At 71.1% G+C, this 26,415-nt stretch carries 18 protein-coding genes and 2 pseudogenes; 10 read left to right on the forward strand and 10 right to left on the reverse strand.

Annotated features, from left to right (window positions below; genetic code table 11):
- The first annotated feature begins 455 nt into the window (after nucleotides 1-455).
- The gene (locus ACIBW9_RS02095; protein ID WP_398950302.1) at nucleotides 456-1,811 is read left to right on the forward strand and encodes a sigma-70 family RNA polymerase sigma factor; all 1,356 of its coding nucleotides are present in this window, start codon (nucleotides 456-458) and stop codon (nucleotides 1,809-1,811) included.
- Between the two features lie 76 nt (nucleotides 1,812-1,887).
- The gene (locus tag ACIBW9_RS02100; RefSeq protein WP_398950304.1) at nucleotides 1,888-2,646 is read left to right on the forward strand and encodes an SDR family NAD(P)-dependent oxidoreductase; all 759 of its coding nucleotides are present in this window, start codon (nucleotides 1,888-1,890) and stop codon (nucleotides 2,644-2,646) included.
- A gap of 62 nt (nucleotides 2,647-2,708) precedes the next feature.
- Here the strand turns inward: ACIBW9_RS02100 and pepN (ACIBW9_RS02105) are convergent, their stop codons facing one another.
- Complete coding sequence (pepN, locus tag ACIBW9_RS02105) at nucleotides 2,709-5,279, reverse strand: aminopeptidase N (RefSeq protein ID WP_398950306.1); 2,571 nt, start codon at nucleotides 5,277-5,279, stop codon at nucleotides 2,709-2,711.
- 215 nt (nucleotides 5,280-5,494) lie between these two features.
- Between pepN (ACIBW9_RS02105) and ACIBW9_RS02110 the strand changes: the two are divergent.
- A pseudogene (locus ACIBW9_RS02110) lies at nucleotides 5,495-5,578 on the forward strand (DUF1203 domain-containing protein); the annotation flags it as partial.
- On the opposite strand, the gene ACIBW9_RS02115 reads toward ACIBW9_RS02110, so the two are convergent.
- Nucleotides 5,578-6,594, reverse strand: a complete 1,017-nt coding sequence (locus ACIBW9_RS02115) for an aspartate-semialdehyde dehydrogenase (RefSeq protein WP_398950308.1) — start codon at nucleotides 6,592-6,594, stop codon at nucleotides 5,578-5,580. The pseudogene ACIBW9_RS02110 and the gene ACIBW9_RS02115 overlap by 1 nt on opposite strands.
- Nucleotides 6,595-6,901: 307 nt before the next feature.
- Between ACIBW9_RS02115 and ACIBW9_RS02120 the strand changes: the two genes are divergently transcribed.
- Nucleotides 6,902-7,429, forward strand: a complete 528-nt coding sequence (locus ACIBW9_RS02120; RefSeq protein ID WP_398950310.1) for a sigma-70 family RNA polymerase sigma factor — start codon at nucleotides 6,902-6,904, stop codon at nucleotides 7,427-7,429.
- A 1-nt stretch (nucleotide 7,430) separates the two neighbouring features.
- On the forward strand, nucleotides 7,431-8,153 hold the full coding sequence (locus ACIBW9_RS02125; RefSeq protein ID WP_398950312.1) for a hypothetical protein: 723 nt from the start codon (nucleotides 7,431-7,433) through the stop codon (nucleotides 8,151-8,153).
- 79 nt (nucleotides 8,154-8,232) lie between these two features.
- Here the strand turns inward: ACIBW9_RS02125 and ACIBW9_RS02130 are convergent, their stop codons facing one another.
- On the reverse strand, nucleotides 8,233-11,526 hold the full coding sequence (locus tag ACIBW9_RS02130) for a S8 family serine peptidase (protein ID WP_398950314.1): 3,294 nt from the start codon (nucleotides 11,524-11,526) through the stop codon (nucleotides 8,233-8,235).
- A gap of 177 nt (nucleotides 11,527-11,703) precedes the next feature.
- Here ACIBW9_RS02130 and ACIBW9_RS02135 point away from each other — a divergent pair, with 177 nt between their 5' ends.
- Both ACIBW9_RS02135 and ACIBW9_RS02140 read left to right on the forward strand, forming a co-directional pair.
- Entirely contained in the window at nucleotides 11,704-12,171 is a 468-nt protein-coding gene (locus ACIBW9_RS02135) for an NUDIX hydrolase (RefSeq protein ID WP_398950317.1), read from the forward strand.
- Between the two features lie 212 nt (nucleotides 12,172-12,383).
- Nucleotides 12,384-14,147: a TIGR03767 family metallophosphoesterase gene (locus tag ACIBW9_RS02140; RefSeq protein ID WP_398950319.1), complete on the forward strand. Its 1,764-nt coding sequence runs from the start codon at nucleotides 12,384-12,386 to the stop codon at nucleotides 14,145-14,147.
- Here the strand turns inward: ACIBW9_RS02140 and ACIBW9_RS02145 are convergent.
- A pseudogene (locus ACIBW9_RS02145) lies at nucleotides 14,134-15,339 on the reverse strand (RNA-guided endonuclease InsQ/TnpB family protein). The gene ACIBW9_RS02140 and the pseudogene ACIBW9_RS02145 sit on opposite strands and share 14 nt — an antisense overlap.
- A gap of 108 nt (nucleotides 15,340-15,447) precedes the next feature.
- The gene (locus tag ACIBW9_RS02150) at nucleotides 15,448-16,851 is read right to left on the reverse strand and encodes a PLP-dependent aminotransferase family protein (RefSeq protein ID WP_398950321.1); all 1,404 of its coding nucleotides are present in this window, start codon (nucleotides 16,849-16,851) and stop codon (nucleotides 15,448-15,450) included.
- 46 nt (nucleotides 16,852-16,897) lie between these two features.
- On the opposite strand from ACIBW9_RS02150, the gene ACIBW9_RS02155 reads away from it, so the two are divergent.
- Both ACIBW9_RS02155 and ACIBW9_RS02160 read left to right on the forward strand, forming a co-directional pair.
- Entirely contained in the window at nucleotides 16,898-17,140 is a 243-nt protein-coding gene (locus ACIBW9_RS02155) for a hypothetical protein (protein ID WP_398950323.1), read from the forward strand.
- 72 nt (nucleotides 17,141-17,212) lie between these two features.
- Nucleotides 17,213-18,397: a glycosyltransferase gene (locus ACIBW9_RS02160; protein WP_398952057.1), complete on the forward strand. Its 1,185-nt coding sequence runs from the start codon at nucleotides 17,213-17,215 to the stop codon at nucleotides 18,395-18,397.
- 487 nt (nucleotides 18,398-18,884) lie between these two features.
- On the opposite strand, the gene ACIBW9_RS02165 is transcribed toward ACIBW9_RS02160, so the two are convergent.
- Together ACIBW9_RS02165 and pepN (ACIBW9_RS02170) are read right to left on the reverse strand one after the other, a co-directional pair.
- On the reverse strand, nucleotides 18,885-19,931 hold the full coding sequence (locus ACIBW9_RS02165) for a hypothetical protein (protein ID WP_398950325.1): 1,047 nt from the start codon (nucleotides 19,929-19,931) through the stop codon (nucleotides 18,885-18,887).
- 188 nt (nucleotides 19,932-20,119) lie between these two features.
- Nucleotides 20,120-22,720: an aminopeptidase N gene (gene pepN, locus ACIBW9_RS02170; RefSeq protein WP_398950328.1), complete on the reverse strand. Its 2,601-nt coding sequence runs from the start codon at nucleotides 22,718-22,720 to the stop codon at nucleotides 20,120-20,122.
- A gap of 138 nt (nucleotides 22,721-22,858) precedes the next feature.
- Between pepN (ACIBW9_RS02170) and ACIBW9_RS02175 the strand changes: the two genes are divergently transcribed.
- Complete coding sequence (locus ACIBW9_RS02175; protein ID WP_115908144.1) at nucleotides 22,859-23,524, forward strand: DsbA family protein; 666 nt, start codon at nucleotides 22,859-22,861, stop codon at nucleotides 23,522-23,524.
- A gap of 3 nt (nucleotides 23,525-23,527) precedes the next feature.
- Here the strand turns inward: ACIBW9_RS02175 and ACIBW9_RS02180 are convergent, their stop codons facing one another.
- From ACIBW9_RS02180 to ACIBW9_RS02190, 3 genes are all read right to left on the reverse strand, one after another.
- The gene (locus ACIBW9_RS02180) at nucleotides 23,528-23,755 is read right to left on the reverse strand and encodes a hypothetical protein (RefSeq protein ID WP_398950330.1); all 228 of its coding nucleotides are present in this window, start codon (nucleotides 23,753-23,755) and stop codon (nucleotides 23,528-23,530) included.
- Between the two features lie 84 nt (nucleotides 23,756-23,839).
- A complete protein-coding gene (locus tag ACIBW9_RS02185) occupies nucleotides 23,840-25,264 on the reverse strand; it encodes an FGGY family carbohydrate kinase (protein WP_398950332.1) in 1,425 nt (474 codons plus the stop codon).
- Between the two features lie 124 nt (nucleotides 25,265-25,388).
- Nucleotides 25,389-26,411 carry a 2-hydroxyacid dehydrogenase gene (locus tag ACIBW9_RS02190; protein WP_398950334.1) on the reverse strand — a complete coding sequence of 341 codons (1,023 nt, stop codon included), beginning with the start codon at nucleotides 26,409-26,411 and terminating at the stop codon, nucleotides 25,389-25,391.
- Nucleotides 26,412-26,415: the final 4 nt, after the last annotated feature.

Raw genomic sequence — 26,415 nt, forward strand, 5'->3', positions numbered from 1 at the left:
CGAGGGGGCCTCGGCCTCCGGGTCGGCGTGACCGGTGGTCCGCCCTCGCCACCCGCGCCGGTGACCGCAGCCGTCTGGTGTCCGCGTTCCGCAAGGTCGCCCGCACTCACCTCGCCCGGCCGTCCGGACCGGCGTGAGCGGTGGTCGCTGTTCCCGCTCGGGTCGGTGACGGTGGTTGTCTGGTGTCAGTGTTTCGGGGGGCGTAGTCGGCTCATCGGGCCGTCAGGGCTCTCTCGACGCGGTGTTCGTCGCCGTCCCGGGCGGACCGGAGGGGGCCTCGGCCTCCGGGTCGGCGTGACCGGTGGTCCGCCCTCGCCACCCGCGCCGGTGACCGCAGCCGTCTGGTGTCCGCGTTCCGCAAGGTCGCCCGCACTCACCTCACCCGGCCGTCCGGACCGGCGTGAGCGGAGGCCTCCCTCGGGCTCCGTGTCGCGATAGCGTCACACCGTTCCCGCGTGACGCAATGCCTTCACCGTCCGGAGGTGCCCGTGGTCGTCGACACCTGTGCCAGTTGCGGCAAACCGCTTCCCGCGCGGGCGGGGCGTACCGGCCGTAGCTCCGTGTACTGCTCGGCCGCGTGCCGGCAGAAGGCGTACCGGGAGCGGCAGGGGAGTGGGGCGGGGGCCAGTGTGCAGCGGCTGATCGACGACATCGGGCGGCAGGTCAAGGAACTCACGCCGCAGCCGCCGTCGGTCCTGTACTCCGGGGTGGCCGACCTGTCGGCCGCCGTGGCGCGGCTGCGGCGGGTCGCCCGGACCGCCCGGGACACCGCGAAGGAACCCCAGGGGCCCGCCGAGCCTTCCGTAACACCGAGAGCCGTTACGGAAATCCCCCTCACGGAAGCCGACTTCGCCACCCTCACCGAGTCCCACCGCCGGGAGATCCACGTCCACTGCTACCGCATGACGGGCTCCTACGACGACGCAGAGGACCTGGTGCAGGAGACGTTCCTGCGGGCCTGGCGGGCCCGGGAGTCCTTCGAGGGGCGCGCCGGTGCCCGCACCTGGCTGTACCGCATCGCCACCAACGCCTGCCTGGACTTCCAGCGCCGCACCGCCCGCCGCCCAAAGCGCTACGAGCCGATCCCCGGCATGAACCACGGCACCGGCGAGGCCCCCGCACGCATCACCTGGCTCCAGCCCTACCCCGACGACGAGCTGCCCACGGCCGAGGAGGACCGGCCGGACGTCGCCGCCGTCTCCCGCGAGACCCTGGAGCTGGTCTTCCTCACCGCCATCCAGCACCTCCCGCCCCGCCAGCGGGCCGTACTGATCCTGCGGGACGTGCTCGGCCTCACCGCCGCCGAGACCGCCGAGGCCCTCGACCTGACCGTGGCCTCCGCCAACAGCGCCCTGCAGCGGGCCCGGCCCACCCTGCGCGACCATCTGCCCGGGCAGCGCGCCCAGTGGAGCGCGGGCGAGCCGACGGAAGCCCAACGCGCCGTTCTGCAGCGGTACATGAGCGCCGCCGAGCAGCTCGACTTCGCGGCGATGACCGACCTGCTCAGCAAGGACGTCACGCTCACCATGCCGCCCAACCCGTTCTGGTTCACCGGCCGGGACGCCCTCGTCGAGTTCCTGCGCCCCACCCTCGACCCGGCGTCCCCCATGTTCTTCGGTCACTGGCGCCATCTGCCCGCCCGCGCCAACGGGCAGCTCGCGGCGGGCGGTTACGTCCGCAGGCCCGGTACGCAGGTCCACCGCGCCCAGGTCCTCGACGTCCTGCGCTTCGACGCCGACGACCGGATCGTGGAGATCACGTCCTTCGAGCCGCATCTCTTCCCGGCCTTCGGACTGCCGCTGCGGCTGTGACGACCGATGAGTGATCGGGGTGCGGTGCGTCTGTACGACCGACCGATACGGAACACCTCTCCCGGAGGAGACCACCATGCTGCTCACCGACAAGACCGCGATCATCTACGGCGCCGGCGGCTCGATCGGCGGTGCGGTCGCCCGCGCCTTCGCCGCCGAGGGTGCCCGCGTCCACCTGGTCGGACGGACCCGGGCGAGCCTGGAGGCCGTGGCCGCCGACATCAAGGACGCCGAGGTCGCCGTAGTAGACGCCCTCGACGAGGCGGCCGTCGAAGAGCACCTCGCGGGCGTCGGGGACGTCGACATCTCGTTCAACCTCGTCACCCGCGGCGATGTGCAGGGCACCCCGCTCACCGACATGCCCGTGGACGACTTCCTGCGGCCCGTTCTCAACGGCCTCCGCGCCAACTTCATCACCGCCCGCGGCGCCGCCCGCCGCATGGCCGAGCGTGGCTCCGGAGTGATCCTCACCCTCAACAGCGGCTCCGCGCACGGCAGCCCGATGATGGGCGGCACGGGATCCGCCGATGCCGCCATCGACACGCTCGTGCGCAACCTGGCCCTGGAGTGCGGTCCCCGCGGGGTGCGCGCCGTGGGCCTGTGGGCGGCCGGAGTACCCGAGACCTTCACCGTCGAGAAGCTCTCCGCGGTCAACCCTGCCATCGACGAGGCCGCCGTCCAGGGCATCGTCGACAACCTCGCCGGAATGCGCATGACCCGTCGCAACCCGACCCTCGCCGAGGTCGCCGCCACGGCTGTGTTCGTCGCTTCCGACCATGCGGCCGGCATCACCGGCACGTTCGTCAACGTGACGGGCGGGATGGTCGTGCGGTGAGGAAACGCGAAGGGCGCCCGGTGTGACACCGGGCGCCCTCGTTCTCGTACCGCTGCGGACGACTACGCCTGCGCGTCAGCCGCCTGCGCCTTCAGCGCGCGCTCCACTCCCGACCGGGACTCCGAGACCAGCCGCCGCAGGGCCGCGCTGGGCTCGGCGGAGGCGAGCCAGGCGTCCGTCCGGTCCAGGGTCTCCTGCGAGACCAGGACGGACGGGTAGAGGCCGACCGCGATCTGCTGGGCGATCTCGTGCGAGCGGGAGTCCCAGATGTCCTTGACCACCTCGAAGTACTTCTCGGCGTACGGGGCGAGCAGCTCGCGCTGGTCGGTCTGGACGAAGCCGCCGATGACCGCCTCCTGGACGGCGTTCGGCAGCTTGTCGGACTCCACGACCTGCGCCCAGACCTCCGCCTTCGCCTCCGCGGTCGGCCGGGCGGCACGGGCGCTGGCCGCATGGCGCTCGCCCGCGGCGGTCTTGTCGCGCTCGTACTCGCCGGCGATCTCCGCCTCGTCGTAGCGGCCCACCGCGGCCAGCCGCTGCACGAACGCCCAGCGCAGCTCGGTGTCGACGACCAGACCCTCGATCGTCTGCGAACCGTCGAGCAGCGCCTCCAGCAGATCCAGCTGCTCCGGGGTCCTGGCGGTCGCCGCGAACGCCCGCGCCCAGGCCAGCTGGTGGTCGCTGCCCGGCTCGGCCGCACGCAGATGGGCCAGCGTGGCGTCGGTCCAGCGGGTGAGCAGGGCCTCACGGGCCGCCGGGTCGGCGTACAGGTCGATCGCCAGCTTCACCTGGCGGTGCAGCGACTGCACGACACCGATGTCGGACTCCTTGCCGATGCCCGACAGGACCAGCGAGAGGTAGTCGCGGGTGGCGAGCTCCGCGTCCCGGGTCATGTCCCAGGCGGAGGCCCAGCACAGGGCACGGGGGAGGGACGACTCGAAGTCGCCCAGGTGCTCGGTGACGAACGCCAGGGAGTTCTCGTCGAGGCGGACCTTGGCGTACGACAGGTCGTCGTCGTTGAGCAGGACGACGGCCGGGCGGCGCCTGCCCACCAGCTGCGGTACGGCGGTCAGTTCACCGTCGACGTCCAGCTCGATGCGCTCGTCACGCACCAGCTTGCCGCTGTCGTCATCGAGTTCGTACAGGCCGACCGCGATGCGGTGCGGGCGGAGCGTGGGCTCGCCCTTCGCACCGGCGGGGAGCGCCGGGGCCTCCTGGCGGATGGCGAAGGAGGTGACGACACCGGCGGCGTCCGTCTCGATCTCGGGCCGCAGGATGTTGATGCCCGCCGTCTGGAGCCATTTCTCCGACCAGTTCTTCAGGTCGCGGCCGGAGGTCTCCTCCAGCGCGCCCAGCAGGTCGGACAGGCGGGTGTTGCCGTACGCGTGACGCTTGAAGTACGCCTGCACGCCTCCGAAGAACTCGTCCATGCCGACGTAGGCGACGAGCTGCTTCAGGACGCTGGCGCCCTTGGCGTAGGTGATGCCGTCGAAGTTGACCAGGACGTCGTCCAGGTCGTTGATCTCGGCCATGATCGGGTGGGTGGAGGGCAGCTGGTCCTGCCGGTAGGCCCACGTCTTCATCGAGTTGGCGAAGGTGGTCCAGGAGTGCGGCCAGCGCGACTCGGGATGGTACGACTGGCACGCGATCGACGTGTACGTGGCGAACGACTCGTTCAGCCACAGGTCGTTCCACCACTCCATGGTGACCAGGTCGCCGAACCACATGTGCGCCAGCTCGTGCAGGATGGTCTCCGCGCGCAGCTCGTACGACGCGTCGGTGACCTTGGAGCGGAACACGTACTGGTCCCGGATGGTCACCGCGCCCGCGTTCTCCATCGCGCCCGCGTTGAACTCCGGCACGAACAGCTGGTCGTACTTCTTGAACGGGTACGCGTAGTCGAACTTCTCCTGGAACCACTCGAAGCCCTGCCGGGTGACCTCGAAGATGGCGTCGGAGTCGAGGAACTCGGCGAGCGAGGGCCGGCAGTAGATGCCCAGCGGCACGGACTGCCCGTCCTTCTCGTACACGCTGTGCACGGAGTGGTACGGGCCGACGATCAGCGCCGTGATGTACGACGAGATCCGCGGCGTCGGCTCGAAGACCCAGGTGTCGTCCTTGGGCTCGGGCGTCGGCGAGTTGGAGACGACGGTCCAGCCGGAGGGCGCCTTCACCGTGAACTGGAAGGTCGCCTTGAGGTCGGGCTGCTCGAACGAGGCGAACACACGGCGGGCGTCCGGGACCTCGAACTGGGTGTAGAGATAGGCCTGTTGGTCGACCGGGTCGACGAAGCGGTGCAGCCCCTCACCCGTGTTGGTGTACGCGCAGTCGGCGACCACGCGCAGGATGTTCCGTCCCTCGAGCAGCCCCGGAAGGGCGATCCGCGAGTCCTTGAAGACCTCGGCGGGGTCGAGGGCGTCGCCGTTCAGCGTCACCTCGTGGACGGTCGGGGCCACCAGGTCGATGAAGGACTCGGCCCCGTTCCCGGCCACGTCGAAGCGCACCGTCGTCACAGACCTGTAGGTGCCGCCCTCCTGCGCGCCGGAGAGGTCGAGATCGATCTCGTACGAGTCAACGGTGAGCAGCTTCGCCCGCTGCTGCGCCTCTTCGCGGGTCAGGTTTGTGCCAGGCACGCGGTCATCTCCTCGTCATGTGTCGGTTCAGCCATCCTTCCACGGGACCGTGGGGAGGGCGACGAGGGTTTTCCCGATGGTGGTCTCCGACGGCCGGGCCGGGTGACGTGCGGGCCCGCTGCGGCTCGCGTCCCGGGGCTGCCGCCCCCAGACCCCCGCTCCGGCCCTCAAGGGGCCTTGTCCTCAAACGCCGGACGGGCTGAAAAACCAGACCTGACGCGCTCGACGACCCGTCCGTGGCGCTCGCCCACGTCCGGGCCGTCGAGTACGGCTGTTTCCTCTACGAGGCCAGGAGGCCTCAGCCCTTCAGTTCCGCAGCCACCAGCTCCGCGATCTGCACCGCGTTCAGGGCCGCGCCCTTGCGGAGGTTGTCGTTGGAGATGAACAGCGCGAGGCCGTTGTCCACCGTCTCGTCGCGGCGGATGCGGCCGACGTAGGACGGGTCCTGGCCGGCGGCCTGGAGGGGGGTCGGGATCTCGGAGAGCGCGACACCCGGGGCGCCCGCCAGCAGCTCCGTGGCGCGCTCCGGGGAGATCGGACGGGCGAAGCGGGCGTTGACCTGCAGGGAGTGGCCGGAGAAGACCGGGACGCGGACGCAGGTGCCGGAGACCTTGAGGTCGGGGATCTCCAGGATCTTGCGGGACTCGTTGCGCAGCTTCTGCTCCTCGTCCGTCTCGTTCAGGCCGTCCTCGACGAGGTTGCCCGCGAAGGGGAGGACGTTGAAGGCGATGGGGCGCTTGTAGACGCCGGGCTCCGGGAAGTCGACCGCCGCGCCGTCGTGCGTGAGCTTGTCGGCGTCGGCGACGACCTTCTGCACCTGGCCGTGCAGCTCCGCCACGCCCGCGAGACCCGAGCCGGACACCGCCTGGTAGGTGGCGACGACCAGCGCCTGAAGGCCCGCCTCCGCGTGCAGCACCTTGAGGACCGGCATCGCGGCCATGGTCGTGCAGTTCGGGTTGGCGATGATGCCCTTGGGGCGGTCCGCGACCGCGTGCGGGTTCACCTCGGAGACGACCAGCGGGACCTCGGGGTCCTTGCGCCAGGCCGAGGAGTTGTCGATCACGACGGGGCCCTGCGCGGCGACCTTCTCGGCCAGCGCCTTCGAGGTCGCGCCGCCCGCGGAGAACAGCACGATGTCCAGGCCGGTGTAGTCGGCGGTCGCCGCGTCCTCCACCGTCACACCGTCCAGTTCCGTGCCCGCCGAGCGGGCCGAGGCGAACAGCCGCAGCTCGGTGACCGGGAAGTCGCGCTCCTTGAGGATCCTGCGCATGACCGTGCCGACCTGCCCGGTGGCTCCGACGATTCCGACCCTCACGGCGACTCCTTCTGCGTGTTCCTGTATGTCTGCGGCGTTTCCATCATGCGGCCGACCCGGGTCAGCCTGTCCAATTCTTTGTGCTCCATGCCCGAAACCTGGGACGCCGCACCGCGACCAACAGTTGCGGAACTCCGCTCACACCCCTGCTGAGCTGGAGAAAATCGCTCCACGACGGCCCCGTGCCGCAAGCTGTGCTGGCCGCGCGCGCCGGTGTGACGTACACCTCTGCACGATGTCCCGCGGCCCGGTCGAACGTTTCCGCCGGCTCCGGCGTCGTAGAGGAAACGCGGTGAGGGGGTGGCTTGTGCTGCGCAGAAAGGCCCGCCGTGGCCAGGGGGACGATCATGGCGATCCTCTGGACGCGGCTCAGGAACGCCGGGTGCGGGCGGTGCTCGCACTGGGCGGGGTGCCGCAGGCGGACCTGCTGGACGGGGTACAGCAGGTACGCCTGCGGTTGCTGGAGCGGGCGGCGAAGGGGTACGAGGCCCCGCGTGACGTCTCCGCATGGGCGGCCGTCGTCGCCTCCAACCTGGCCATGGACTGGCACCGGGCCAAGAAGCGGCAGGAGCGGATCGGCGAACGGCTCGCCTCCCTGCGCCAGCTGGAGCACCCGTCCGGAGAGGACACCAGCGTGCTCTCCCTGGCCGTCGCCCAGGGCCTCGACGAGCTCCCCGACGCCCAGCGCCAGGTCCTCGTCCTGCGCTTCTACGCCGACCTGCCCGTCCGCTCGATAGCCGACGAGCTCGGCATCCCGGAGGGCACGGTCAAGAGCAGGCTGCACACGGCGGTACGGGCCCTGCGCGCCCGCCTGCACGAGGACGAGGTGGTGTGAGATGACCGCCGAACACAACAGCGTCGATGCGCTGATGTCCGCGATCACCGGCGAGGAGCCGCCGGAGGAGGCCCGCGTGGACGCCGCCTTCGCGGCCGAGCACCGCAGGGCCACGGCCGATGTGGCGCTGCTGCGGCAGCAGCTCGGGATCATCGGGGACGCGCTGGCCGAGGAGACGCGCCCCGAGCGGACGGCCGCTGCGGTACGGGCGCCGCGGGACTGGCGCCGGGCACGCAGGTTCGCCTTCGGCTCGCTCGCCGTGGCCGCCGTCGCGACCGTGCTGTCGGGGCTGGGCTGGCTGGTGGTGCAGGCGGACAGCGGCGTCGGCGCCATGTCGGGCGGCAGCGCCGACTCGGCCTCCAAGGCGGACGGGAACGCCAAGGCCGGCTCCGCGTTCTCCAGCCCCGGCTACCTCGCCTGCACCCGCCTGGTCGCCGAGGGCGAGGTGACCGCTGTGCAGCCGGTCCACGGCACCGACGGGCAGGAGCGGATCACCCTGGACGTGACCCGCTCGTACAAGCCGCAGAAGTCCGGGAAGGAGATCACCCTGCTGATCGAGGAGGAGACCCTGCGCAAGGCCCTCCACAAGGGCGACCACATCCTGGTGGCCGTGCCGTCGCAGTCCACCGTCCCGGACTATGTGATCGTCGGCGAGAAGTCGATCGCCCGCGAACGCGCCGGGCTCACCCGAGCGCTGCCCGAATCGGCCGAGGTCGCCTGCTGACATGGCCCGCTGACGTCCCCCGCCGACGGAAAAGGGCGGGCGCCCGTATGGACGCCCGCCCTCACCGCCGTACCGACGGCTACGGAGTGACCTTCTCGATCTTCACGCTGCCGGTGCCCGCGGCAGTGCCGCGGGCGTCGACCAGCTGGACCTGGCCGAAGAACTCCCGGCCCTCAGGAGCGGCCGCCGCGGCGGTGACGCTGCCGGAGACGGTCGCCGACTCGCCCGTGCCGAGCTTCACCGGCGCCGACTCGTCGACGGTGACCGTGCCCAGGGACGCGGAGAAGAAGACGTCCCGGTAGTCGTAGGCGGTGGAGCCGGACGGGACCGAGTAGCCCGCGACCTCGATGGTGTACGTGCCGGCGGAGGGCGAGGCGATGGAGACCGCCTCCTCCGAGTCGCCGTCGGCGGACTGGCCGACGACCGTGCCGGCCGCGTTCTTCACCACCAGGTCCAGGTCGGCGGAGGCGTCCGAGACGTTGCCGATCGCGACGTCCAGCGACTTGGCGCCCGCGGGCACCTCGACCGTGGTGGTCTGCGTCTCGCCCTCCTTGATGGTCGGGCGGGCCGTCTTGGACGAGCCGAGCGGGCCGCCGACCAGCTTGCCGTCGAGCGCGGCGAGCTTGTTCGTCACCTTCCAGGAGACGGCGGCCGGGGTGCCGACCTTGGCCTCGGGGACGGTCACGGTCTGCGGGTCGAAGGCCGCGCCGAGGACGGCGACGTCCAGCTTGTACGGGTTGTCGAGCAGCGGCGAGGTACGGCGCGACTCGACCTCGATCTCCCAGACACCGGCCTGCGGGTCCGCGTACGCACGCACGTCGGGCTTGCAGCCGTTGCCGTCGAGGTAGTTGTTGTAGCAGTTCGGGGTGGAGGTGTTGTCGACCGGAGTGCCGTACGGGTGGATGGCGATGAACCGGGTCTGGCTCTTGTCCTTCAGCCCGCCGATGGCGACCTCGAGGGACTTGGCGCCCGCCGGCACGGTCACGAAGTACGACTGCGTGCTGTTGCGCTGCACCGTGTTCGAGGCGGTGAAGGTGTACTTCACCGGCGTCGAGACCACGACCGTGGCGAGGATCTGCTTGTCGACGCCCTCGGTGCTCGGGTCGTCGACGTCGAGGATCGCGCTCTTGATGCCCGCGGACCTCGGGTTGGCCTGTACCTTGACGGTGACGGGCTGGTTCAGCGGCAGCTTCACCTCGTCCTTGCCGACGATCCGGAAGGTGTCACCGGCGTTGTTCTCGATGCTCAGCTCGTGCCAGACGGACTTGGCGGAGCCGGAGGTCCGGGTGACGGTGACGTCGTACGTCTTCCTGTCACCCGCCTTGAGGCCGCCCTCGCGGTCGTACAGGCCGGTGCCGAAGCCCGGCGTCTTCAGCGCCTGGTCGAGCGCGGTGTCGACCGGGGCCTTGACGGTGTAGTCATTGGCGCCGGCGCCGTCGCGGATCGCGTCCCAGGCGTCGACGATGTCGATGCGGCCCGCGCCCTCCTCGTAGGCCTGAACGCCCTTGATGTGGTGGGCGGTCGACGTGAGCGCCGTGCGCAGGGTGGCGGGCTTGAGCTCGATGTGCTTCTGCTTGGCGGCCGACAGCAGCAGCGCGCTCGCGCCCGTGGCCTGCGGGGAGGCCATGGACGTGCCCTGCAGCATGGAGTAGCCGGCCGGCAGCGAGTAGCCCGACTCGGCGACCGGGGAGCCCGGCAGCCAGGTCTGGGTGGTGTTGATCGCGGCACCCGGCGCGACGAGGGTCGGCGTGAAGCCGCCGTCCTCACGCGGGCCGCGGGAGGAGAAGGGCATCATCGCGTACTTCTTCTCCACGACCGAGCCGTAGTTGGAGGCCCAGGTCGCCTTGGAGATGGCTGCGCCCACGGAGATCACCTTGTCGGCGAGACCGGGGTCGCCGATGGTGTTCGCGCCCGGGCCGGAGTTGCCCGCCGAGATCACCAGCTGCACGCCGTAGGTGTCGATGAGCCGCGTGTACAGCTCGGCGCGCGCGTTGTTGCCGTCGTTGAGCGCCGGCAGGCCGCCGATGGACATGTTGACGATGTCGACGCCGCGGTTGACGACGAGGTCGATCATGCCCTCGGTGAGCGCGACGTTGGTGCAGCCGCCGGTCCAGGTGCAGGCACGGGAGGAGACGATCTTCGCGCCCGGGGCCGCGCCGTTCATCTTCCCGCCGAACAGGCCGTTGGCGGCGGTGATGCCGGCGACGTGCGTGCCGTGCTCGGACTCGATGACGCCGATGTTGACGAAGTCGGCCTTCTTGCCGACCCAGTCGCCGCCGAACGGGTCCATCGGCACGTCCTTGCGGATCTGCACGACGAACGGCTGGCGCTCCACGACGTCGGTGGCCGGGTTGTCGGTCCCGAAGTAACCGATCTGGTAGCCGTCCTTGTACGGCTTCATCGGCGTGTCGTCGCTGAAGTCGTAGTTGTTGTTCAGGTCGACGGTGACCGTCCCGGCGGCGGCGTCGTAGAGGACACCCCACTTGTCCGTGGTGTCCCCGTCCCGGTTGGCGTCGCCCTTCGCGTCGCCGCCCGCGGTGGCGGCCTCGCTGAAGGTGCTGACCTGGTACGACCCGGCGGGCGCCGTCCAGGTCTTTCCGCCGTAGGTGAAGGTGGGCCCGGAGACCGAGGTCACCATCGGGCGCCAGGTGGCGTCGCTGTCGACGATCGGGTCGGTCGCCGTCACCCAGTCGACGATCTTCCGCTCGCCGGTGGTGGTCTTCTGCAGCGCCGGGTGGCCGAGGTCGACGCCGGAGTCCAGGATGCCGATGGTGACGCCGCGGCCGTCCGCCTTCGGGTGGTCCTTCACGAAGTCGACGGCGCCCGTCTCGAAGGACGGGTTGTACGGGTTCTCGGCGGGCGTGTTCTTGTCCGGAGCCGGGTAACTGACCGTGCCCGAGGCGGACTTGGAGCCGCTCGTCGCGCTCGGGTCGTCCAGCGGTATCTCCTTGCGCAGGTCGATGCCGTGCACGGAGGAGAGCTTCGCGGCGGCGGCGATGGCCGCGTCCGCCTTCGCGGTGGGGACGGTGGCGCGGACGTAACCGAGCTTGTCGTACGTCCGGCCGACCGAGCCGCCCTTGACCGCGTCCAGCTCCCCGGCGACCTGCTCGGTCTGCCCCGGGGCGGTGGCGATCATCATCGTGACGTTCTTGGCGCCGTCGGCCTTGGCCTCGGCGAGCAGGTCCGCGTCGTCGGAACCGAGCTTCTCCTGCGCGGACTTGACGCTGCCGTCGGAGGGGGCGGTGGAGCCCGGGGACGGCGCGTCGGCGGAGAAGGCCATGGGTATCGGGCCGGCCGCGGAGAGGGCGGCGACGAGACCGGCGGTCACGGCTATTCGGGCCACGGGTCTCAGGGGGGTGAGGGTCATCGGCATCCCTAGGAGTGAAGATTTTCAGTGCCGGACGAGCGCACAGCTTTACCCAAGGGACAGATGTTTGGGAAGTGTTGACCGAAACGATATGGACGTATGGGGAAAACCCCCGATTCCCTTTACGGGGATGAGTCCCCAATAGTGCTAAATGAACCGGCGGTTCCGGACTAACGTCCCTACGTGCGCAGGAAACTGAGGGTGGCGGCCTACGCCATATGCGTCCGCGACGACGAACTCCTTCTGGCCCGCTGGATCGACGACCGGGGCCGCCCCGAGTGGACCCTGCCCGGCGGCGGCGTGGAACACGGCGAGGACCCCTACGACGCCGCCGTCAGGGAGGTGGAGGAGGAGACCGGCTACCACGTCGACCTCACCGCCCTCCTGGGTGTGCACTCGATCCGGCTCACCACCCCGCGCCGCTTCGGCCGCTCCGTCGACCACCACGGACTGCGTCTGGTCTACGAGGGCCGGGTGGCCGGCGGCGAACTCCGCCACGAGATCGGCGGCTCGACGGACATGGCGGCCTGGCATCCCCTGGAGACGGTGCCCGAACTGCACCGGGTCGCACTGGTCGACGTGGGGTTGGCGCTGTGGCGGGAGCGGCCGGCGACAGGGCGGGTGAACTGCTTGCAGTACCCAGAAAGATGAACGCGGAGTGACCGTCCCCGGGCCGGCCGACGAGCGGTCGTGAACGCGGAGGATGGCCCAAGATCCACGTACGGTGATCGGCGTTGCCCGTTGCCGCCTCGTTCACCAGCAGGTCATTCCCGGTGCCAACCATCCAGAGCGAGCGGGTTGTTCGCGACAGCGAAACAGCCCGCGACCACTGCCGACGCGTTGCCACTCGGGGAGATCGCGCCATGTCGCGCATACGCTCTGTCGCCGCCACCAGCCCGGCGATCAACCGCCGTACCGTCCTCGCCGCCACCGGCGCGGCAGCCGTCTCCGCAGGCGTCGGCTACGCCCTGCGGCCCACCGACAGCCAGGCCGCCACCGACACCACCCGGGTGGTGGCGCAGTCCCGCAGGGCTCCGGCCGCCCCCCTCGCGCCCTACACCAAGGGCACCACCCTCGCCACGGTCGCCGCTCCGCGCACCTCCTCCGGGTTCCGCCGCCTCGGCGACGGCCCCGGCTGGTCCCGCGTCGTGCGCAGCGAGCTCGCCGCCCCCAAGTCGGGCCGAGCCGGCCGCCGTACCGCGCTCGCCGCGTTCGTACAGCTCACCGATCTGCACCTGATCGACTCCCAGCACCCGATGCGCCTGGAGTACCTGCGCTCCACGGACCGGCACGCCTGGCGCCCGCAGGAGGCGCTGACCGTGCAGGGCGCGATCTCGCTCGTCGAGCGGATCAACGCGCTGCGCGGCGCCCCCGTCACCGGCTCCCCGCTGCACTTCGCGATGACCACCGGCGACAACACGGACAACAACGCCAAGTCCGAGCTCGAGTGGTTCCTGAAGATCATGAGTGGCGGGCGGATCACGCCCAACTCGGGGGACCCGCGGCACTACGAGGGCGTCCAGAACAGCGGTCTCAAGCTGTACTGGCAGCCCGACTCCACCGTCCGCGACGGCGACAAGCAGCTCGGCTTCCCGCATCTGCAGGGCTTCCTGGCCGCCGCGATCCGCGAGGTCCGCAGCCCCGGCCTGACGCTGCCCTGGTACTCCACGGTGGGCAACCACGACGCCATGCCGCTCGGCTGCTACGGCCACGGCGACTCCTGGCTCGCCGAGTACGCGGTCGGCGGCAGGAAGCTGATGTCGCTGTCCGCCGCCGAGGCGAAGAAGCTGCAGGACAGCATCGCCAACGCCAAGGACCCGCGGGGCACGGCGTTCCGGGACTTCCTCAAGGCCCACGCCCGCGCCATGCGCTCGGTCACCGCGGACGAGCGCCGGGCCCCGTACACCCCGGCCGACTACCTCAAGGCCCACCTCGACCCGGCGTACCGCGGCAACGGGCCGGTCGGGCACGGCTACTCCACCGCCAACCTCGACGCCGGCACCCAGTACTACACCTTCCGCATCTCCGACGACGTCGTCGGCATCAGCCTCGACACCACCGACCCGGGCGGCCACTACGAGGGCTCCATCGGCACCGCCCAGCTGAAGTGGCTCGACCAGCAGCTGAAGGACAACAAGGACTCGTACGCCATCGTCTTCAGCCACCACACCAGCAAGACGATGGACAACACGGGCATCGTGGACCCGGCCCGCCCCCACGAGCGGCGGCACGGCGGCGAGGAGCTCGTCGCCCTCCTCGGCAGCCACGCCAACGTCGTCGCCTGGGTGAACGGCCACATCCACCGCAACGACATCACCCCGCACAAGGCGTCCAACGGCCGCTCGTTCTGGGAGATCTCGACCGCCTCGCACGTGGACTACCCCCAGCTGGCCCGCGTCATCGAGATCGCCGACAACAAGGACGGCACCCTCTCCCTGTTCACCACCCTCGTCGAGTCCGCGGCCCCGCACCGCACGGACTTCGCCGACCTCACCCAGACGGGCCTGGCCGCCCTGTACCGCGAGCTGTCGTACAACGTCCCCGGCCGCAGCGCCACGCTCGCCGGCAACCCGGAGGACCGCAACACGGAGCTGGTGCTGAAGAAGGGGTCAACTACCCGGGGCTGAGAGGCCCTGGGCGTGCACAACGGGCATCACTGGCGGTGATGCTGCGTCCAGCCCCACCCCGCTGGAGCGGTGGTGGGGCAGGGGCCGTTGACAGGGCCCCGCGTCGCCACAACTCCCACGCTCTGGCGCGGATGTTGCGGGAGCCGTTCCGGTCCGCGTGATCAACGAATCCGCAGTTCCGGCATGCGAACCGGGCCTGGGAGACCCGGTTCGCCTTGTCGATGTGTCCGCACTCGGCGCAGGTACGGGAGGTGTACGCCGGATCGACGTGCACCACCGGCACTCCCGCCTTGCGGGCCTTGTACGCGATGAACTGCCCGAGTTGGTGGAAGGCCCAGCTGGAGTGAGTGGCCCGTTGGGGCTTTCGAAGCCGTCCCCGTTCGCGGACGCCCGTCAGGTTTCCCAGGGCGATTCCGCGACCGGTGCGTTCTGCCTCGGCCACCACATGCTTCGCGATCTTGTGGTTGATGTCCCGCGCCCGCCGTGCTTCCTTGCGCAGCCTCTTCTTCAGCCGGCGCTTGGCGGACGGGGTGTTCTTCTTCTGCAGCTTGTTGCGGAGCGTGCGCTCCCGCAACCGGATGCGGTTGAGCTCACGCCCGGCCATGGTCTCGCCGTCGGACGTGGTGGCGATGTTCACGATGCCCAAGTCGATCCCGAGGAAGTCCGCCGGATCCGTGTTCAGCGGTGCCTCGGGCAGTCGGACTCGCCCCGCCGGTACATGGCCAGGGTGGACAACTGCTCCGGAGAGGCGGTGAACGCCACATCCTTGACGCGTCCGACCGTCGTCCAGATCGAGCCCCGGCGCTCGGGGATCTGCCAGGACAGCATCCGGTCGTCAGAGGGCTGCGCCCCTTGAGGTCGGAAGGCGATCGGTTTCTCGGTCGCGCTGCGGTATCGCTTGGAACCGGGCGTGCCCAGGTTCCCGGCCCTCGGGTTTGTCTTGAGCGTGGCGTACGCGTCACAGGTCTTCTTGATGACGTGCTGGGCGGCCTGCGGCCCCTAGCCCTCACCGCGCCTTGACCTCGCCGTAGGCGTACTCGCGCAGCGCGAAGTTGCGCTTCACATCCTTCTCGAAGGCGATCCCGCTGGTCCATGGAGCGGCTTCGTTGCCTGCGCGCAGGGTTGCCTCGAGTGCCGTCGCCTGCACGGGCGTCGGCAGCAGCCTGATCTGCACCACCAGCTTCACGATCATTGAAGGTACACACGTGAACGACACTCAACCGCACGTTCATCCCCGTCACCCAACCGGGTGACTCCCGTCTCCCTGTTGCAGTGAGTCCTGCTGCGCACCGCCGGACGCTCAGCTCTCGATCGCCACCCGGAGGTGCCGTACCGCCTCCTCCACCGCCCCGTCCGCGAGGTTGCCGTACCCGAGGACCAGGCCGTGGTCGGCGTGATCCTCGGTGGCGTGGTAGGCGGCGAGGTCGGCCACGCGCAGCGAGCGGGCCGCCGCCGCCCTGACCACGGCCGCCGGGTCCACGGCGGCAGGCAGCCGCAGCAGGAGATGCAGGCCGGCCGCGACACCGGAGACCGGGGCGTACGGCAGCTGGTCGGCGAGGGCCCGGACGAGGGTGTCGCGGCGGGCGCGGTAGCGCCCCCGGCAGGCCCGTAGATGGCGGTCGTAGGCGCCTGATTCCAGGAGGTCGGCGAAGGCGAGCTGGTCCAGCGGCGGGGGCTGGTTCGCCGTCTGGTCGGTCCGGTGCAGATGCTCGGTCCAGCGGGCGGGTGCCACGATCCATCCGATGCCGAGCGCGGGGGAGAGGATCTTGCTGAGCGACTTGAACAGGACGACCCGGGAGGGGTCCATGCCCTGCAGGCTCGCGACCGGCCGGCGGTCGTAGCGGAACTCGGCGTCGTAGTCGTCCTCCAGTACGACGCCGTCCACCTCGCGGGCCCAGCGCAGCAGGGCCGCGCGCCGCTCCGGGGCGAGCACGGTGCCCAGCGGGAACTGGTGCGCCGGGGACGCGAGCACGGCCCTCAGCCCGGGGTGTCCGGCGAGCTCGTCGGTGCGCAGGCCGGCGCCGTCCACGCGGAGGGGTACGACGTCCAGGCCCGCGGCGCGGATCACCTCGCGCAGCCGGGTCCAGCCGGGTTCCTCGACTCCGACGGCGGTGCTGCCGCGGGCGCGCAGGGCCTGGCAGAAACGGCGCACTCCGTCGGTCACGCTCGTGCACACCGTCATGTCCTCGGGGCTCGCCGAGACGCCGCGGGAGCGGGCCATGTATTCGGCGAGCAGCCGTCTGAGCCGGGGGTGGCCGCCGGGCGGCGGGTAGCCGAACTCCGTGAAGGCCACCGTCGTCGTCTGTGCGCGGATCGCGTCGGCCCAGCGGCGCCGAGGGAACGCCCGCAGGTCCGGCAGGCCCGGAGCAAGGTCGTAGCGGGCCGCCGGAGCCTGCTGCGGCGCGCGCCGCGCGGTGCGGTCGGCGTCGCTGTTCGACCAGCGCACCCGAGTGGCGGAGCCGGTCCGGGCCTCCAGATAGCCCTCGGCGACGAGCTGGCCGTACGCCTCGGTCACCGCCCAGCGCGAACAGCCGAGGTCGGCGGCGAGCTGCCGGCTGGGCGGCAGGGCGGTGCCCACCTCGATCCGGCCCTCCCTGATCGCCGAACGCAGCGCCCGCTTCACCCGCTCGTGCAACGGCCCGTCGGCGGCCTGCCCGAGGTGGAGCAGGAGATCGCCCACAGGATTGGTCTGTGATTCCCGCATGCCATTGGACGGTAGCAGCGAGCCATTTCTCAGTAGCTTCGAGTGCATGAAGGACGTACCTGAAACCCACCAGTTGTTCCGCGGAGTCTTCGAGGACTGGCAGACCAAGGCGGGCGTCCTGTCGGCGACACCGGACGCGCCGGTCGTGACGGACGACTCCCCGCCCGTGCGGCGCGTGCTGCGCCGGTTGCGGACCTGCTTCGAAAGACCACCCGGTAATTCAGCCGACTCCGACACGAGACGCCTAGTTCATCCGTACGAAACGTCCATGCCGCCTCATATCGGCTAACCCGCACTTCACGGGGGATGGCTCGATTTGTGCAAGGCGGGTGGTCGTATGCCCACGAGGCGCGGACTGCACGTGCTCTCGGTCTACGAGGGTTTCTTCTCCGGCGGGGCCCGGATCGTTCACAGTGACGTCGTACTCGGACTGCAGGAGGGTGACCAGCAGCATCGTGTGCTGAGCCTCCATGGCGAGGTGCACCGGGAGGCCACCCGGCAGCGGATGGAGGACGACGCCTGCTACCGGTCGCTGACCGCGGCGGGCGTGGGCGTCACCTCCCTGGGCCGGGTCTTTCCCGCAAGCGGGGATCCGGCCACCTTCACCGGGCCGGAGCTGGCCGACACGGCGCGGGCCACGGCGGAGGCGGATGTGATCCTCTCGCTGAAGGAACAGCCTCTGCGCCTCCTGAACCAGGCGGGCCTGCCGCGCCGCCCCGTCGTGGTCTGCCTGCACCGCTCCGACCCGGAGAACCAGGGCGCGGCCCTCCACGAGCTGAAGGCCGCCATCGCGGACGGCAGGGTGGTGGCGTGCGTGTGCTGCGCGGAGTCGACGCGGGCGGCCTACGAGGCGGCGGGGATCCCGGCCGAGCTGCTGCACGTCATCCCGAACGGCGTGGACCTGTTGCGCTTCCGCCCCGACCCGGCCCGGCGGCTGGCGGTGCGGGCCTCGCTGGAGATCCCGGCCTCGGCACCGGTGGTCGTCTTCGCGGCCCGCTACGACGCGATGAAGAACGTCCCGCTGTTCCTGCGGGCGGCACGGGTGTGGCTCGAGCAGCAGCCCGACGGGCATGTGCTGATGTGCGGCGCGGGCATGACACCGGCGAACCCGGGACTGGGGGCGGACATCGAGACCGCGTTCGGACCGCAGCGGACGCCGGCGGACCGGATCCACCTGCTCGGCGTCAGACACGACATGGAATCCGTGTACGCCGGTGCCGACGTCGTCGCGCTGACCTCCGCCTGGGGCGAGGCGGCCCCGCTGTGCCTGGTCGAGGGCATGATGTGCGGCGCCGTACCAGTCGCCACCGACGTCGGCGACAGCGCGGCGATCGTTGCGGGCCACGGCTTCGTCACCCCGCCCGACCCGGCGGCGATCGCCTGGGCCTGGACGGAAGCGGCAGCCTCCCGCACCGCCCTCACCCCGTCCCTCACCGCAAGCCGCGAACGCTTCAGCCGCACCCGCATGATCGCGTCCTACGCCTCCCTCCTCGACTGGGTGGCCGCGGGCGCCGCCGCCCGACCGGTCCTCCCGGAGCCGCACTGAGCGTCGGCCGGGCCTGATCTCGGCAGTGAACGACCGCCGTCTCCTGCGGGCCGCGGGAGCTGCCACCGGGTGAGCGCGTCCTGGGGCGGGTGCCGTTGGCCGGCGGTCCCCGCGTGCCGCTCTCTGTGGGACCGGTGCCGCCCCAGCACGATCGCCCGCAGCTACGCGGGCCGGGGGCCGGCGGGGCGAGCCGGAGCCGGCACAGCCGCCGGCTTCCTGACACGAGGAGGGGCCACCGGCACCCGGTGGCCCCTCCTCTCCCCTCCTGGTCCCGCCGCGGTCCGGCGAGCCTGTGTCACATCCCCGGCCGGGCGCGCGACGCCTGGCACGCACGCTCGCCGCGTTGCCGAAACGCCCTAGTAGCTCCTCCCCCACTCTCGGCTTCGCTCGAGCGGGGGGATCCCCATCGAGTGCGCTCCGGCGCCTTGCGATCGCACGCACCGGACGCCGCGCGCTGATCCGACCGGGGATGTGACACAGGCACTCACTACCGCGGCAGCACCACGACATACGCGGCGGGCTCCCGGTCGCCGGAGGCCATCAGGGCCGTGCGGACGACCGCCGCCTGTTGTTCCATCGAGTCGCGGAGCTTCTTGGGGGTGATGTGGACGACCGTGATGCCCAGGCGCTCCAAGTGCTCCCGCTTGCGGGCGTATTCGGACCACAGGGCGTCCTCGTCCTGTCGCGGTGCCCGGGTGTCCAGCTCCACGGCCACCGCCTGCTCCGGCCAGTACGCGTCGAGGCCGCCGAGGTGGGGGCCGCCCGGCAGGCGGAGGTCCACGTTCCAGACGGGGTCGGGCAGACCGTGGTCGCGGACCATCCGGTACAGCCGGTCCTCCGCGATGGCGCGGCCCTCGGCCAGCAAGGAGTCCACCGCGTCCACCACGTGCGGGCGGCTGAGCAGCTTCGCCTGGTTCAACGCCCGTACCACCGAGGCCGGTTCGCAGTGCCCGGCGCGCACCGCCTCGGTCAGCAGCCGGCGTACCGCCCCCGCGTCCGCGAGTTCCGACACCGCGTCGGCCAGGGCGCGCGGCACCGGCGCGATCGGAACTCCCGTCACCTGCTGGGGAGTCGGCAGCGTGTGCGTGCGGACGACCCGGGCGCAACCCGCCGAGCGCAGCCGGCGCAGCCGGGGGACCAGGACGTCGATCTTCTCCAGCGACAGCAGCGGCGGAGCGGACGTGAAGCCGTGCAGCGTCAGAGCCGCCAGGCCCGTGATCATCGCCTCCGCGTAGACCGGCCGGTGCGGGCTCTCCGCGCCCGGTTGCACCGGCACTCCGGGCGTCGACTCGCGCGCCGCGTACATCAGCACCGCGTGCAGCCGCTCCTCGCTGGTCGGCGGGCCCGGGTGGAGCAGGAAGACGCCCGGGAGGAGCTGCTGCCAGGGGCCGCCCGTGCGGCACTGCTCGGTCATCTCCGCGGACGAGACGCCGTGCGCCCGGAGCTGAGCCGTCGTCAGCACTCGGCGGTGCACCTCGGCGAGGTGGCGCAGGGGGCGGGGGGAGGCCGGGGGGAGAGGGGTGTTGTGGTTCATGCCGGGGGGTTTCCCGCGCTCGAACCCCCCTCTAACCGCTGTTACACGCTCGTCGACAAAAACGGACAAGGTGGCACTAAAGGACGCTTGTTCGGGTGCCGATAGGGCAGTCAAAACCCCTGGTCCGTTCGGGTCGGACCAGGGGTTACGGGTGTTATTGACCGGATTCCGTAACGGTCACGGGCGGATCAATCGTTGGCCAAGGTCTGGGGCTGGGCGCCCGCCGCCTGGGCCCGCAGCGCCCGCGCCAGATCGTCGCGCGCCTCCAGGACCAGCCTGCGCAGCGCCGGTGCCGCGTCCTCGTGGGCCCCGAGCCACGCGTCCGCCGCGTCCAGCGTCGCCTGCGCGCCCTGCGCCGTCGGGTAGGAGGGGAACAGCCCCCGGACCACGTCCATGCCGATCTGGATCGACCGCTCCCGCCACACCCGCTGGATCGCCGCGAAGTACTTCGGGGCGTACGGCGCGATCAGCTCCCGCTGCGAGGGCTGCGCGAAGCCCGCGATCGTCGCCTCCACCAGGGCATTGGACAGTGCGTCCGACTCCACCACCTGCGCCCAGGCCTGCGCCTTCACCGCTTCGGAGGGGCGGGCGGCCAGGCAGCGGACCTGGTGGCGCTTGCCCGACGCCGTGTCGTCGCGGGCCAGCTCGGCCGCCAGCACCGTCTCGTCCGCGGCCCCGTGTGCGGCCAGCGGCTCCAGGAACGCCCAGCGCAGCTCCTGGTCCACCTCGAGACCGTCGACCTTCTCCGTGCCGTCCAACAGGCCGCGCAGCAGCGCCAGTTCGTCCGGCCCTGCCGCCACCGTGGCGAGGAAACGGGCCCAGGCCAGCTGCTGCTCGCTGCCCGGCTCGGCCGCCCGCAGGTCCCGCAGGGCGACCTCGGCCAGCAGCCGCTCACCGGTCGGCCGCCAGGCCGGCGCCGCATAGTGGACCAGCGCCGAGTTCGCCCAGGCGTGCAGCATCTGCAGCACGCCGATGTCGGACTCGCGGCGCGCGAACCGCGTCACCAGGTCCACGAAGTCCGCGGCGGGCAGCAGCGCGTCCCGGGTCAGGTTCCACAGCGCCGACCAGCACAGGGCGCGGGCCAGCGGGTCGGTGACCGATCCGAGGTGCTCGCGCAGGGTGGCCAGCGAGGTGTCGTCGAAGCGGATCTTGCAGTACGTGAGGTCGTCGTCGTTGACGAGCACCAGCTCCGGCGCCTCGGCACCCGCCAGCTCCGCCACGACCGTACGCGGACCGTCGACGTCCACCTCGACCCGGGCGTACCGCTCCAGGGCGCCCTCGCCGGTGCGCCGGTACAGGCCCACCGCCACCCGGTGCGGCCTCAGCTCGGGATGCGACTCGGCCGCCTCCTGCAGCACGGCCAGCTCGTCGACCCGCCCCTCCGCGTCCAGCAGCACCTGCGGGGTGAGGGAGTTGACCCCGGCGGTCTGCAGCCACTTCCGCGCCCAGCTCGCCATGTCCCGGCCGCTGGTCTCCTCCAGCACCGACAGCAGATCGCCGAGGCGCGTGTTGCCGTACGCGTTCCGCTTGAAGTAGCGGCGCGCGCCCTCCAGGAAGGCGTCCTGGCCGACGTACGCGACCAGCTGCTTGAGCACCGACGCGCCCTTGGCGTACGTGATGCCGTCGAAGTTGAGCTTCGCGTCCTGGAGGTCGCGGATGTCGGCGGTGATCGGATGGGTGGAGGGCAGCTGGTCGGCGCGGTACGCCCAGGCCTTGCGGCGGTTGGCGAAGGTGATCCAGGCGTCGGTGAAGCGGGTCGCGCCGACGTTCGCGAAGGTGCCCATGAAGTCCGCGAAGGACTCCTTCAGCCACAGGTCGTCCCACCACACCATGGTGACCAGGTCGCCGAACCACATGTGCGCCATCTCGTGCAGGATGACGTTGGCCCGCCCCTCGTACGAGGCCCGCGTGACCTTGCCGCGGAAGATGAACTCCTCGCGGAAGGTGACAAGACCCGGGTTCTCCATCGCGCCCAGGTTGTACTCGGGGACGAACGCCTGGTCGTACTTCCCGAAGGGGTAGGGGTAGTCGAAGTGGTCGTGGAAGAAGTCCAGGCCCTGCTTGGTGACGAGGAAGACGTCGTCCGAGTCGAAGTAGGGCGCCAGGCCCTTGCGGCACAGGGCGCCGAGGGGGATCTCCAGGCGCGTGCCGTCCTCGAAGGTCCGCTCGTAGGAGTCCGTGACGTAGTGGTACGGCCCCGCCACCACGCAGGTGATGTAGGTGGAGATCGGCTTGGTCTCCGCGAACCTCCACACCCCGTCCGCCTGCTCGCCGACGCCGTTGCTCCAGACCGTCCACCCCTCCGGCGCCCGCACCTCGAAGCGGAAGGGGGCCTTGAGGTCCGGCTGCTCGAAGTTGGCGAAGACCCGGCGGGAGTCGGCCGGCTCGTACTGGGTGTACAGGTACACCTCGCCGTCCTCCGGGTCGACGAAGCGGTGCAGGCCCTCGCCGGTGCGGGAGTAGGCGCACTGCGCGTCGACGACCAGCTCGTTCTCGGCGGCGAGGTCCTCCAGGAGGATCCGGGAGCCGTCGAAGACCTGCCCGGGGTCGAGGTCCCTCCCGTTGAGTGAGACGGAGGTCACACTCGGCGCGATCAGGTCGGCGAAGGTGGCGGCGCCGGGCTCGTTGCTGCGGAAGCGGATCGTGGTGACGGACCGGAAGGTCCGCGGACCGTCCCCGTCCGAGTCCCCCACCGCCGTACGCAGATCGAGGGACACCTCGTACCCGTCGACGGACAGCAGGGCGGCCCGCTCCCGGGCCTCGTCGCGGGTCAGATTCTCACCGGGCACGGGCAGCGCTCCCTCGGCTGGTGTTCGGTATGTGGACAGGGCTGATCCTGCCATGGGGCACTGGCACCGGGCACTCGGGAATGGGGACGGGGAGGGCTGTTGTTGCGGGTTGAAACGAACACTTTTCCTAGGAGAGCCATGTCCGAGACCGCGAGCAGCTCCGCCGCGAAGACGCCCGTCGACTTCTGGTTCGACCCGCTGTGCCCCTGGGCCTGGATGACCTCCCGGTGGGTGCTGGAGGTGGAGAAGGTCCGGAACATCGAGGTCCGTTGGCACATCATGAGCCTCGCGGTGCTCAACGAGCCCAAGATCGACGAGCTGCCCGAGGAGTACCGCGAGCTGCTGGAGACCAAGGCCTGGCAGCCGATCCGGGTGGTCACCGCCGCCTGGCAGAAGCACGGCTCCGACATCCTCGGCCCGCTCTACACCGCGCTCGGCACCCGTATCCACAACGAGGGCCAGGGCCCGACGCGCGAGGCCGTCGAAGGCGCCCTGGCGGACGTCGGCCTGCCCGCCGACCTGATCGAGTACTTCGACCAGAAGGACTTCGAGTTCGACGCCGAGCTGCGCGCCTCCCACAAGGAGGGCATCGACAAGGTCGGTCAGGACGTCGGCACCCCGGTCATCGCGGTCCCCGGCCCCGACGGCGAGCAGATCGCCTTCTTCGGCCCGGTCGTCACCCCGGCCCCCAAGGGCGAGGAAGCCGCCCGCCTCTGGGACGGCACGCTCGCGGTCGCCTCGGTCCCGGGCTTCTACGAGATCAAGCGCACGCGTACGAAGGGCCCGGACTTCAGCAACCTGTAGGGATCAGGCGGAGCCGGCTTCCGGATTCTTGAGCTCCTCCGGGAGCCGGCTTCCCGCGCTCTGCTTGCTCCAGCGCTGGTACCACCGGCAGCCCGGGGCGGTGCAGCGCCACAGGTCGGTCAACCGGCGGTGCTCCGGCTCGACGGTCGCCCTTTCCTTGTCGTTGAGCGGCCTGAACACCTGGGTGCCGCTGCCCCCGCAGGTCGGGCAGTGCTTGTCCTTGAAGAACATCCGCGCCTCCTCGCCGTCACCGGTAGTACAGCGCCTGTTCGGCGCACGCGCCCCCGGAATCCCCGGGTCCCGGTGGTGCGCCGGTCACGCCCGCGCCCTTCCCCGCGCCTGCGCGAGCCGGGACAGATGGTCCTCGTACGCCTTCGCGTAGTACGCCGCCCGGGCCGCGTCCGGCTCCACGACCGCCGTCGGCTCGGTCCACGCGCTCGCGTCCAGGCCGACGCCGTACCGCTCGGCCGCGGCCAACACCGCGCCCCGCGCCCCCACTTCACCCTCGACGACCCGCAACGGCCGTCCCAGGACATCGGCGAGCAGCCGCATCCAGGCGGGGCTGCGGGTACCCCCGCCGCAGACGGCCAGCGAGCCCGTGAGGCCCGCCGCCTCCAGACAGTGGCGGGCCGCGTACCCGATGCCCTCGCAGGTGGCGCGGACCAGGTCGCCCTTCGTCGACTCCAGGGAGACACCGGTGAGTTCGGCACGCAGCCGCGGCTCGACGAACGGCGCGCGCTCGCCGGACGGCGCGAAGTACGGCAGCACGCGGACGCCGTTCGCGCCCGGCGGCGTCCCGGCGAGCAGCCCGTCGACCTCCTCGTGGTGGACGCCCGTCGTCGACAGCACCCAGTCCAGAGCCGCCGTGCCGACCATCGCGGGCATGGCGCGCAGCCAGTGACCGGGACGGTCGGTGGAGATGTACAGGCCGGCCGGCTCGCCGGTCAGGTCGAGTTCGGTCGTGGCGACCAGGCTGGCCAGGCAGGTGCCGACGATGAGCAGACCGTCCCCCGGGGTCGTGACACCCGCACCGAGCGCGCACGAGGGGAGGTCGTACGGGCCGTTCGCCAGCCGTGTGCCGGCCGGCAGGCCCTCGCCGCGCGCCTCGGCCGTCGCGATCGGGTCCCCGACGGGAGCGAGCAGCCCACGGCGGTGGGTCAGCCCCAGCAACTCCACCACCCGGTTGTCGTACGCCCGCGTCCGCGGATCGAGGAACGGCATCGACGCGTCCGACACATCCGTCGTCACCGGCGCCCCCGTCAGCCGCCGGAACACCATGTCCTTGCAGTACAGGGCCGTGGCCGCCGCGTCGAGGGACTTCGGCTCGTAACGGTCGAGCCAGGCCAGCAGCGGCCCCGGACACCCTGGGAACATGGCACTGCCCGTCCGCCGGAACACCGTCTCGAAGGTCCCGTCCGCCAGCCACTGATCAAGCAGCTCATGCGCCCGCCCGTCCATCCAGGAGGCAGCGGCCCGAACCGGCCGCCCGTCCTTGTCGACCAGCCAGACACCGTCCCCCTGCCCGGTCAGCCCGGCAAGCTCCACCGGCTCGGCCACCCGCGCGACGACGGCCTCCAGCACCCCGACGACGGCCGCGTACACCTCCTCCATGTCCTGCTCGACGACACCACCGTGCAGCTCGAGCCCCACAGGCCGCGCCTCAACGGCAAGTTCACACCCCGCACCGTCAAACGCGGCGGCCTTCACCATGGACGTACCGACGTCAATCCCAACGTACATAGCGGCTCTCCCTTACGGTCCGGTAGCGCCCCCGAAGGGGCGCGGGGCTGTGTCGATAAGCGGCTCCGCCGCGGGGCGCGACCGGCCACAACGGCGCCGCAGACGAAAAACGACTCCCCGGCAGTCATGTCAACGCGTGGGCGAGGGGCTCCCCCCTCGCCCACCGCCCCACCTCAGCGGCAGCGATCCCCGCGGCCTTCGAAGCCACCGCACGCGAAGCCCCGCCCAGATGCGGCGTCATCACCACCCGCTCCCGCAGCCCGAACAACCGCGACCCCTCCGGCACGGGCTCCGTCGCGTACGTGTCGAGGGCGGCAGCCGACAGCCGCCCGCTCTCCAGCGCGTCGCACAACGCGTCCTCATCCAGCAGCGGCCCGCGCGCCACGTTCACGACCACCGCCCCCGGAGGCATGAGCCCCAGTTCGCGCGCACCGATCAGGCCCCGGGTCTCGTCGGTGAGCCGCGCATGCAGGCTGATCACCTGAGACCGCCGCAGCAGGTCGTCCAGTGACAACACCCGCAGCCCGTGGATCTCGCCCCGCACATAAGGGTCGTGGACCATCACCTGCGCCCCGAACGCACACAGCGCCCGAGCGACCCGGCTGCCCACCGCCCCGTAACCGACGAGCCCGACCGGCAGGTCCTCCAGCTCCAGTCCGCTGTGTTCGTACGTGTAGTACGTCGCCCCCTGCCAACTGCCCTCCCCGGCGAGGAGGTTGTGAGCCTGGGGGATGCGCCGCAGGGCCGCCAGCATCAGGCCGACGGTGAACTCGGCGGTGGCGGCGGCGTTGCGGCCGGGGGCGAAGCAGACGCGGACGTCGTGCCGCTTGGCCGCGTCCAGGTTGACGTTGACCGGGCCGCCCCGGCACACGACCACCAGCCGCAGGTCCGGGCAGGCGTCCAGGACGCGCTCCGTCACCGGTCCCATCTGGGTGACCAGCACCTGCGCCCCCGCGAGCGCGTCGATCAGCTCGTCCTCGGCGTCGCTGGCCTCCGACACCTCGGCCACCGGGCCGAAGGGTTCGAGTGGCCAGCCGAGGGTCAACTCACGTACCTCACATGCGTGTTCCTGGTTGAGCGCCGCCGTGATGAGCGACGGCAGGATGAAGTGGTCGCCGGCGGCGACGACACGCACGGGTTCGCTCATCGCG

The organism is Streptomyces sp. NPDC049541, from assembly GCF_044465725.1.
GTDB lineage: Bacteria > Actinomycetota > Actinomycetes > Streptomycetales > Streptomycetaceae > Streptomyces.

Bases quoted from the DNA above. Each gene is read 5' to 3' on its own strand.
- ACIBW9_RS02125 (WP_398950312.1), top strand. From the start codon at position 7,431: ATGACCGCCGAACACAACAGCGTCGATGCGCTGATGTCCGCGATCACC.
- ACIBW9_RS02155 (WP_398950323.1), top strand. From the start codon at position 16,898: ATGAAGGACGTACCTGAAACCCACCAGTTGTTCCGCGGAGTCTTCGAG.
- ACIBW9_RS02140 (WP_398950319.1), top strand. From the start codon at position 12,384: ATGTCGCGCATACGCTCTGTCGCCGCCACCAGCCCGGCGATCAACCGC.
- ACIBW9_RS02175 (WP_115908144.1), top strand. From the start codon at position 22,859: ATGTCCGAGACCGCGAGCAGCTCCGCCGCGAAGACGCCCGTCGACTTC.
- ACIBW9_RS02190 (WP_398950334.1), bottom strand. From the start codon at position 26,411: ATGAGCGAACCCGTGCGTGTCGTCGCCGCCGGCGACCACTTCATCCTG.
- ACIBW9_RS02185 (WP_398950332.1), bottom strand. From the start codon at position 25,264: ATGTACGTTGGGATTGACGTCGGTACGTCCATGGTGAAGGCCGCCGCG.
- ACIBW9_RS02180 (WP_398950330.1), bottom strand. From the start codon at position 23,755: ATGTTCTTCAAGGACAAGCACTGCCCGACCTGCGGGGGCAGCGGCACC.
- ACIBW9_RS02150 (WP_398950321.1), bottom strand. From the start codon at position 16,851: ATGCGGGAATCACAGACCAATCCTGTGGGCGATCTCCTGCTCCACCTC.
- ACIBW9_RS02100 (WP_398950304.1), top strand. From the start codon at position 1,888: ATGCTGCTCACCGACAAGACCGCGATCATCTACGGCGCCGGCGGCTCG.
- ACIBW9_RS02165 (WP_398950325.1), bottom strand. From the start codon at position 19,931: ATGAACCACAACACCCCTCTCCCCCCGGCCTCCCCCCGCCCCCTGCGC.
- ACIBW9_RS02130 (WP_398950314.1), bottom strand. From the start codon at position 11,526: ATGCCGATGACCCTCACCCCCCTGAGACCCGTGGCCCGAATAGCCGTG.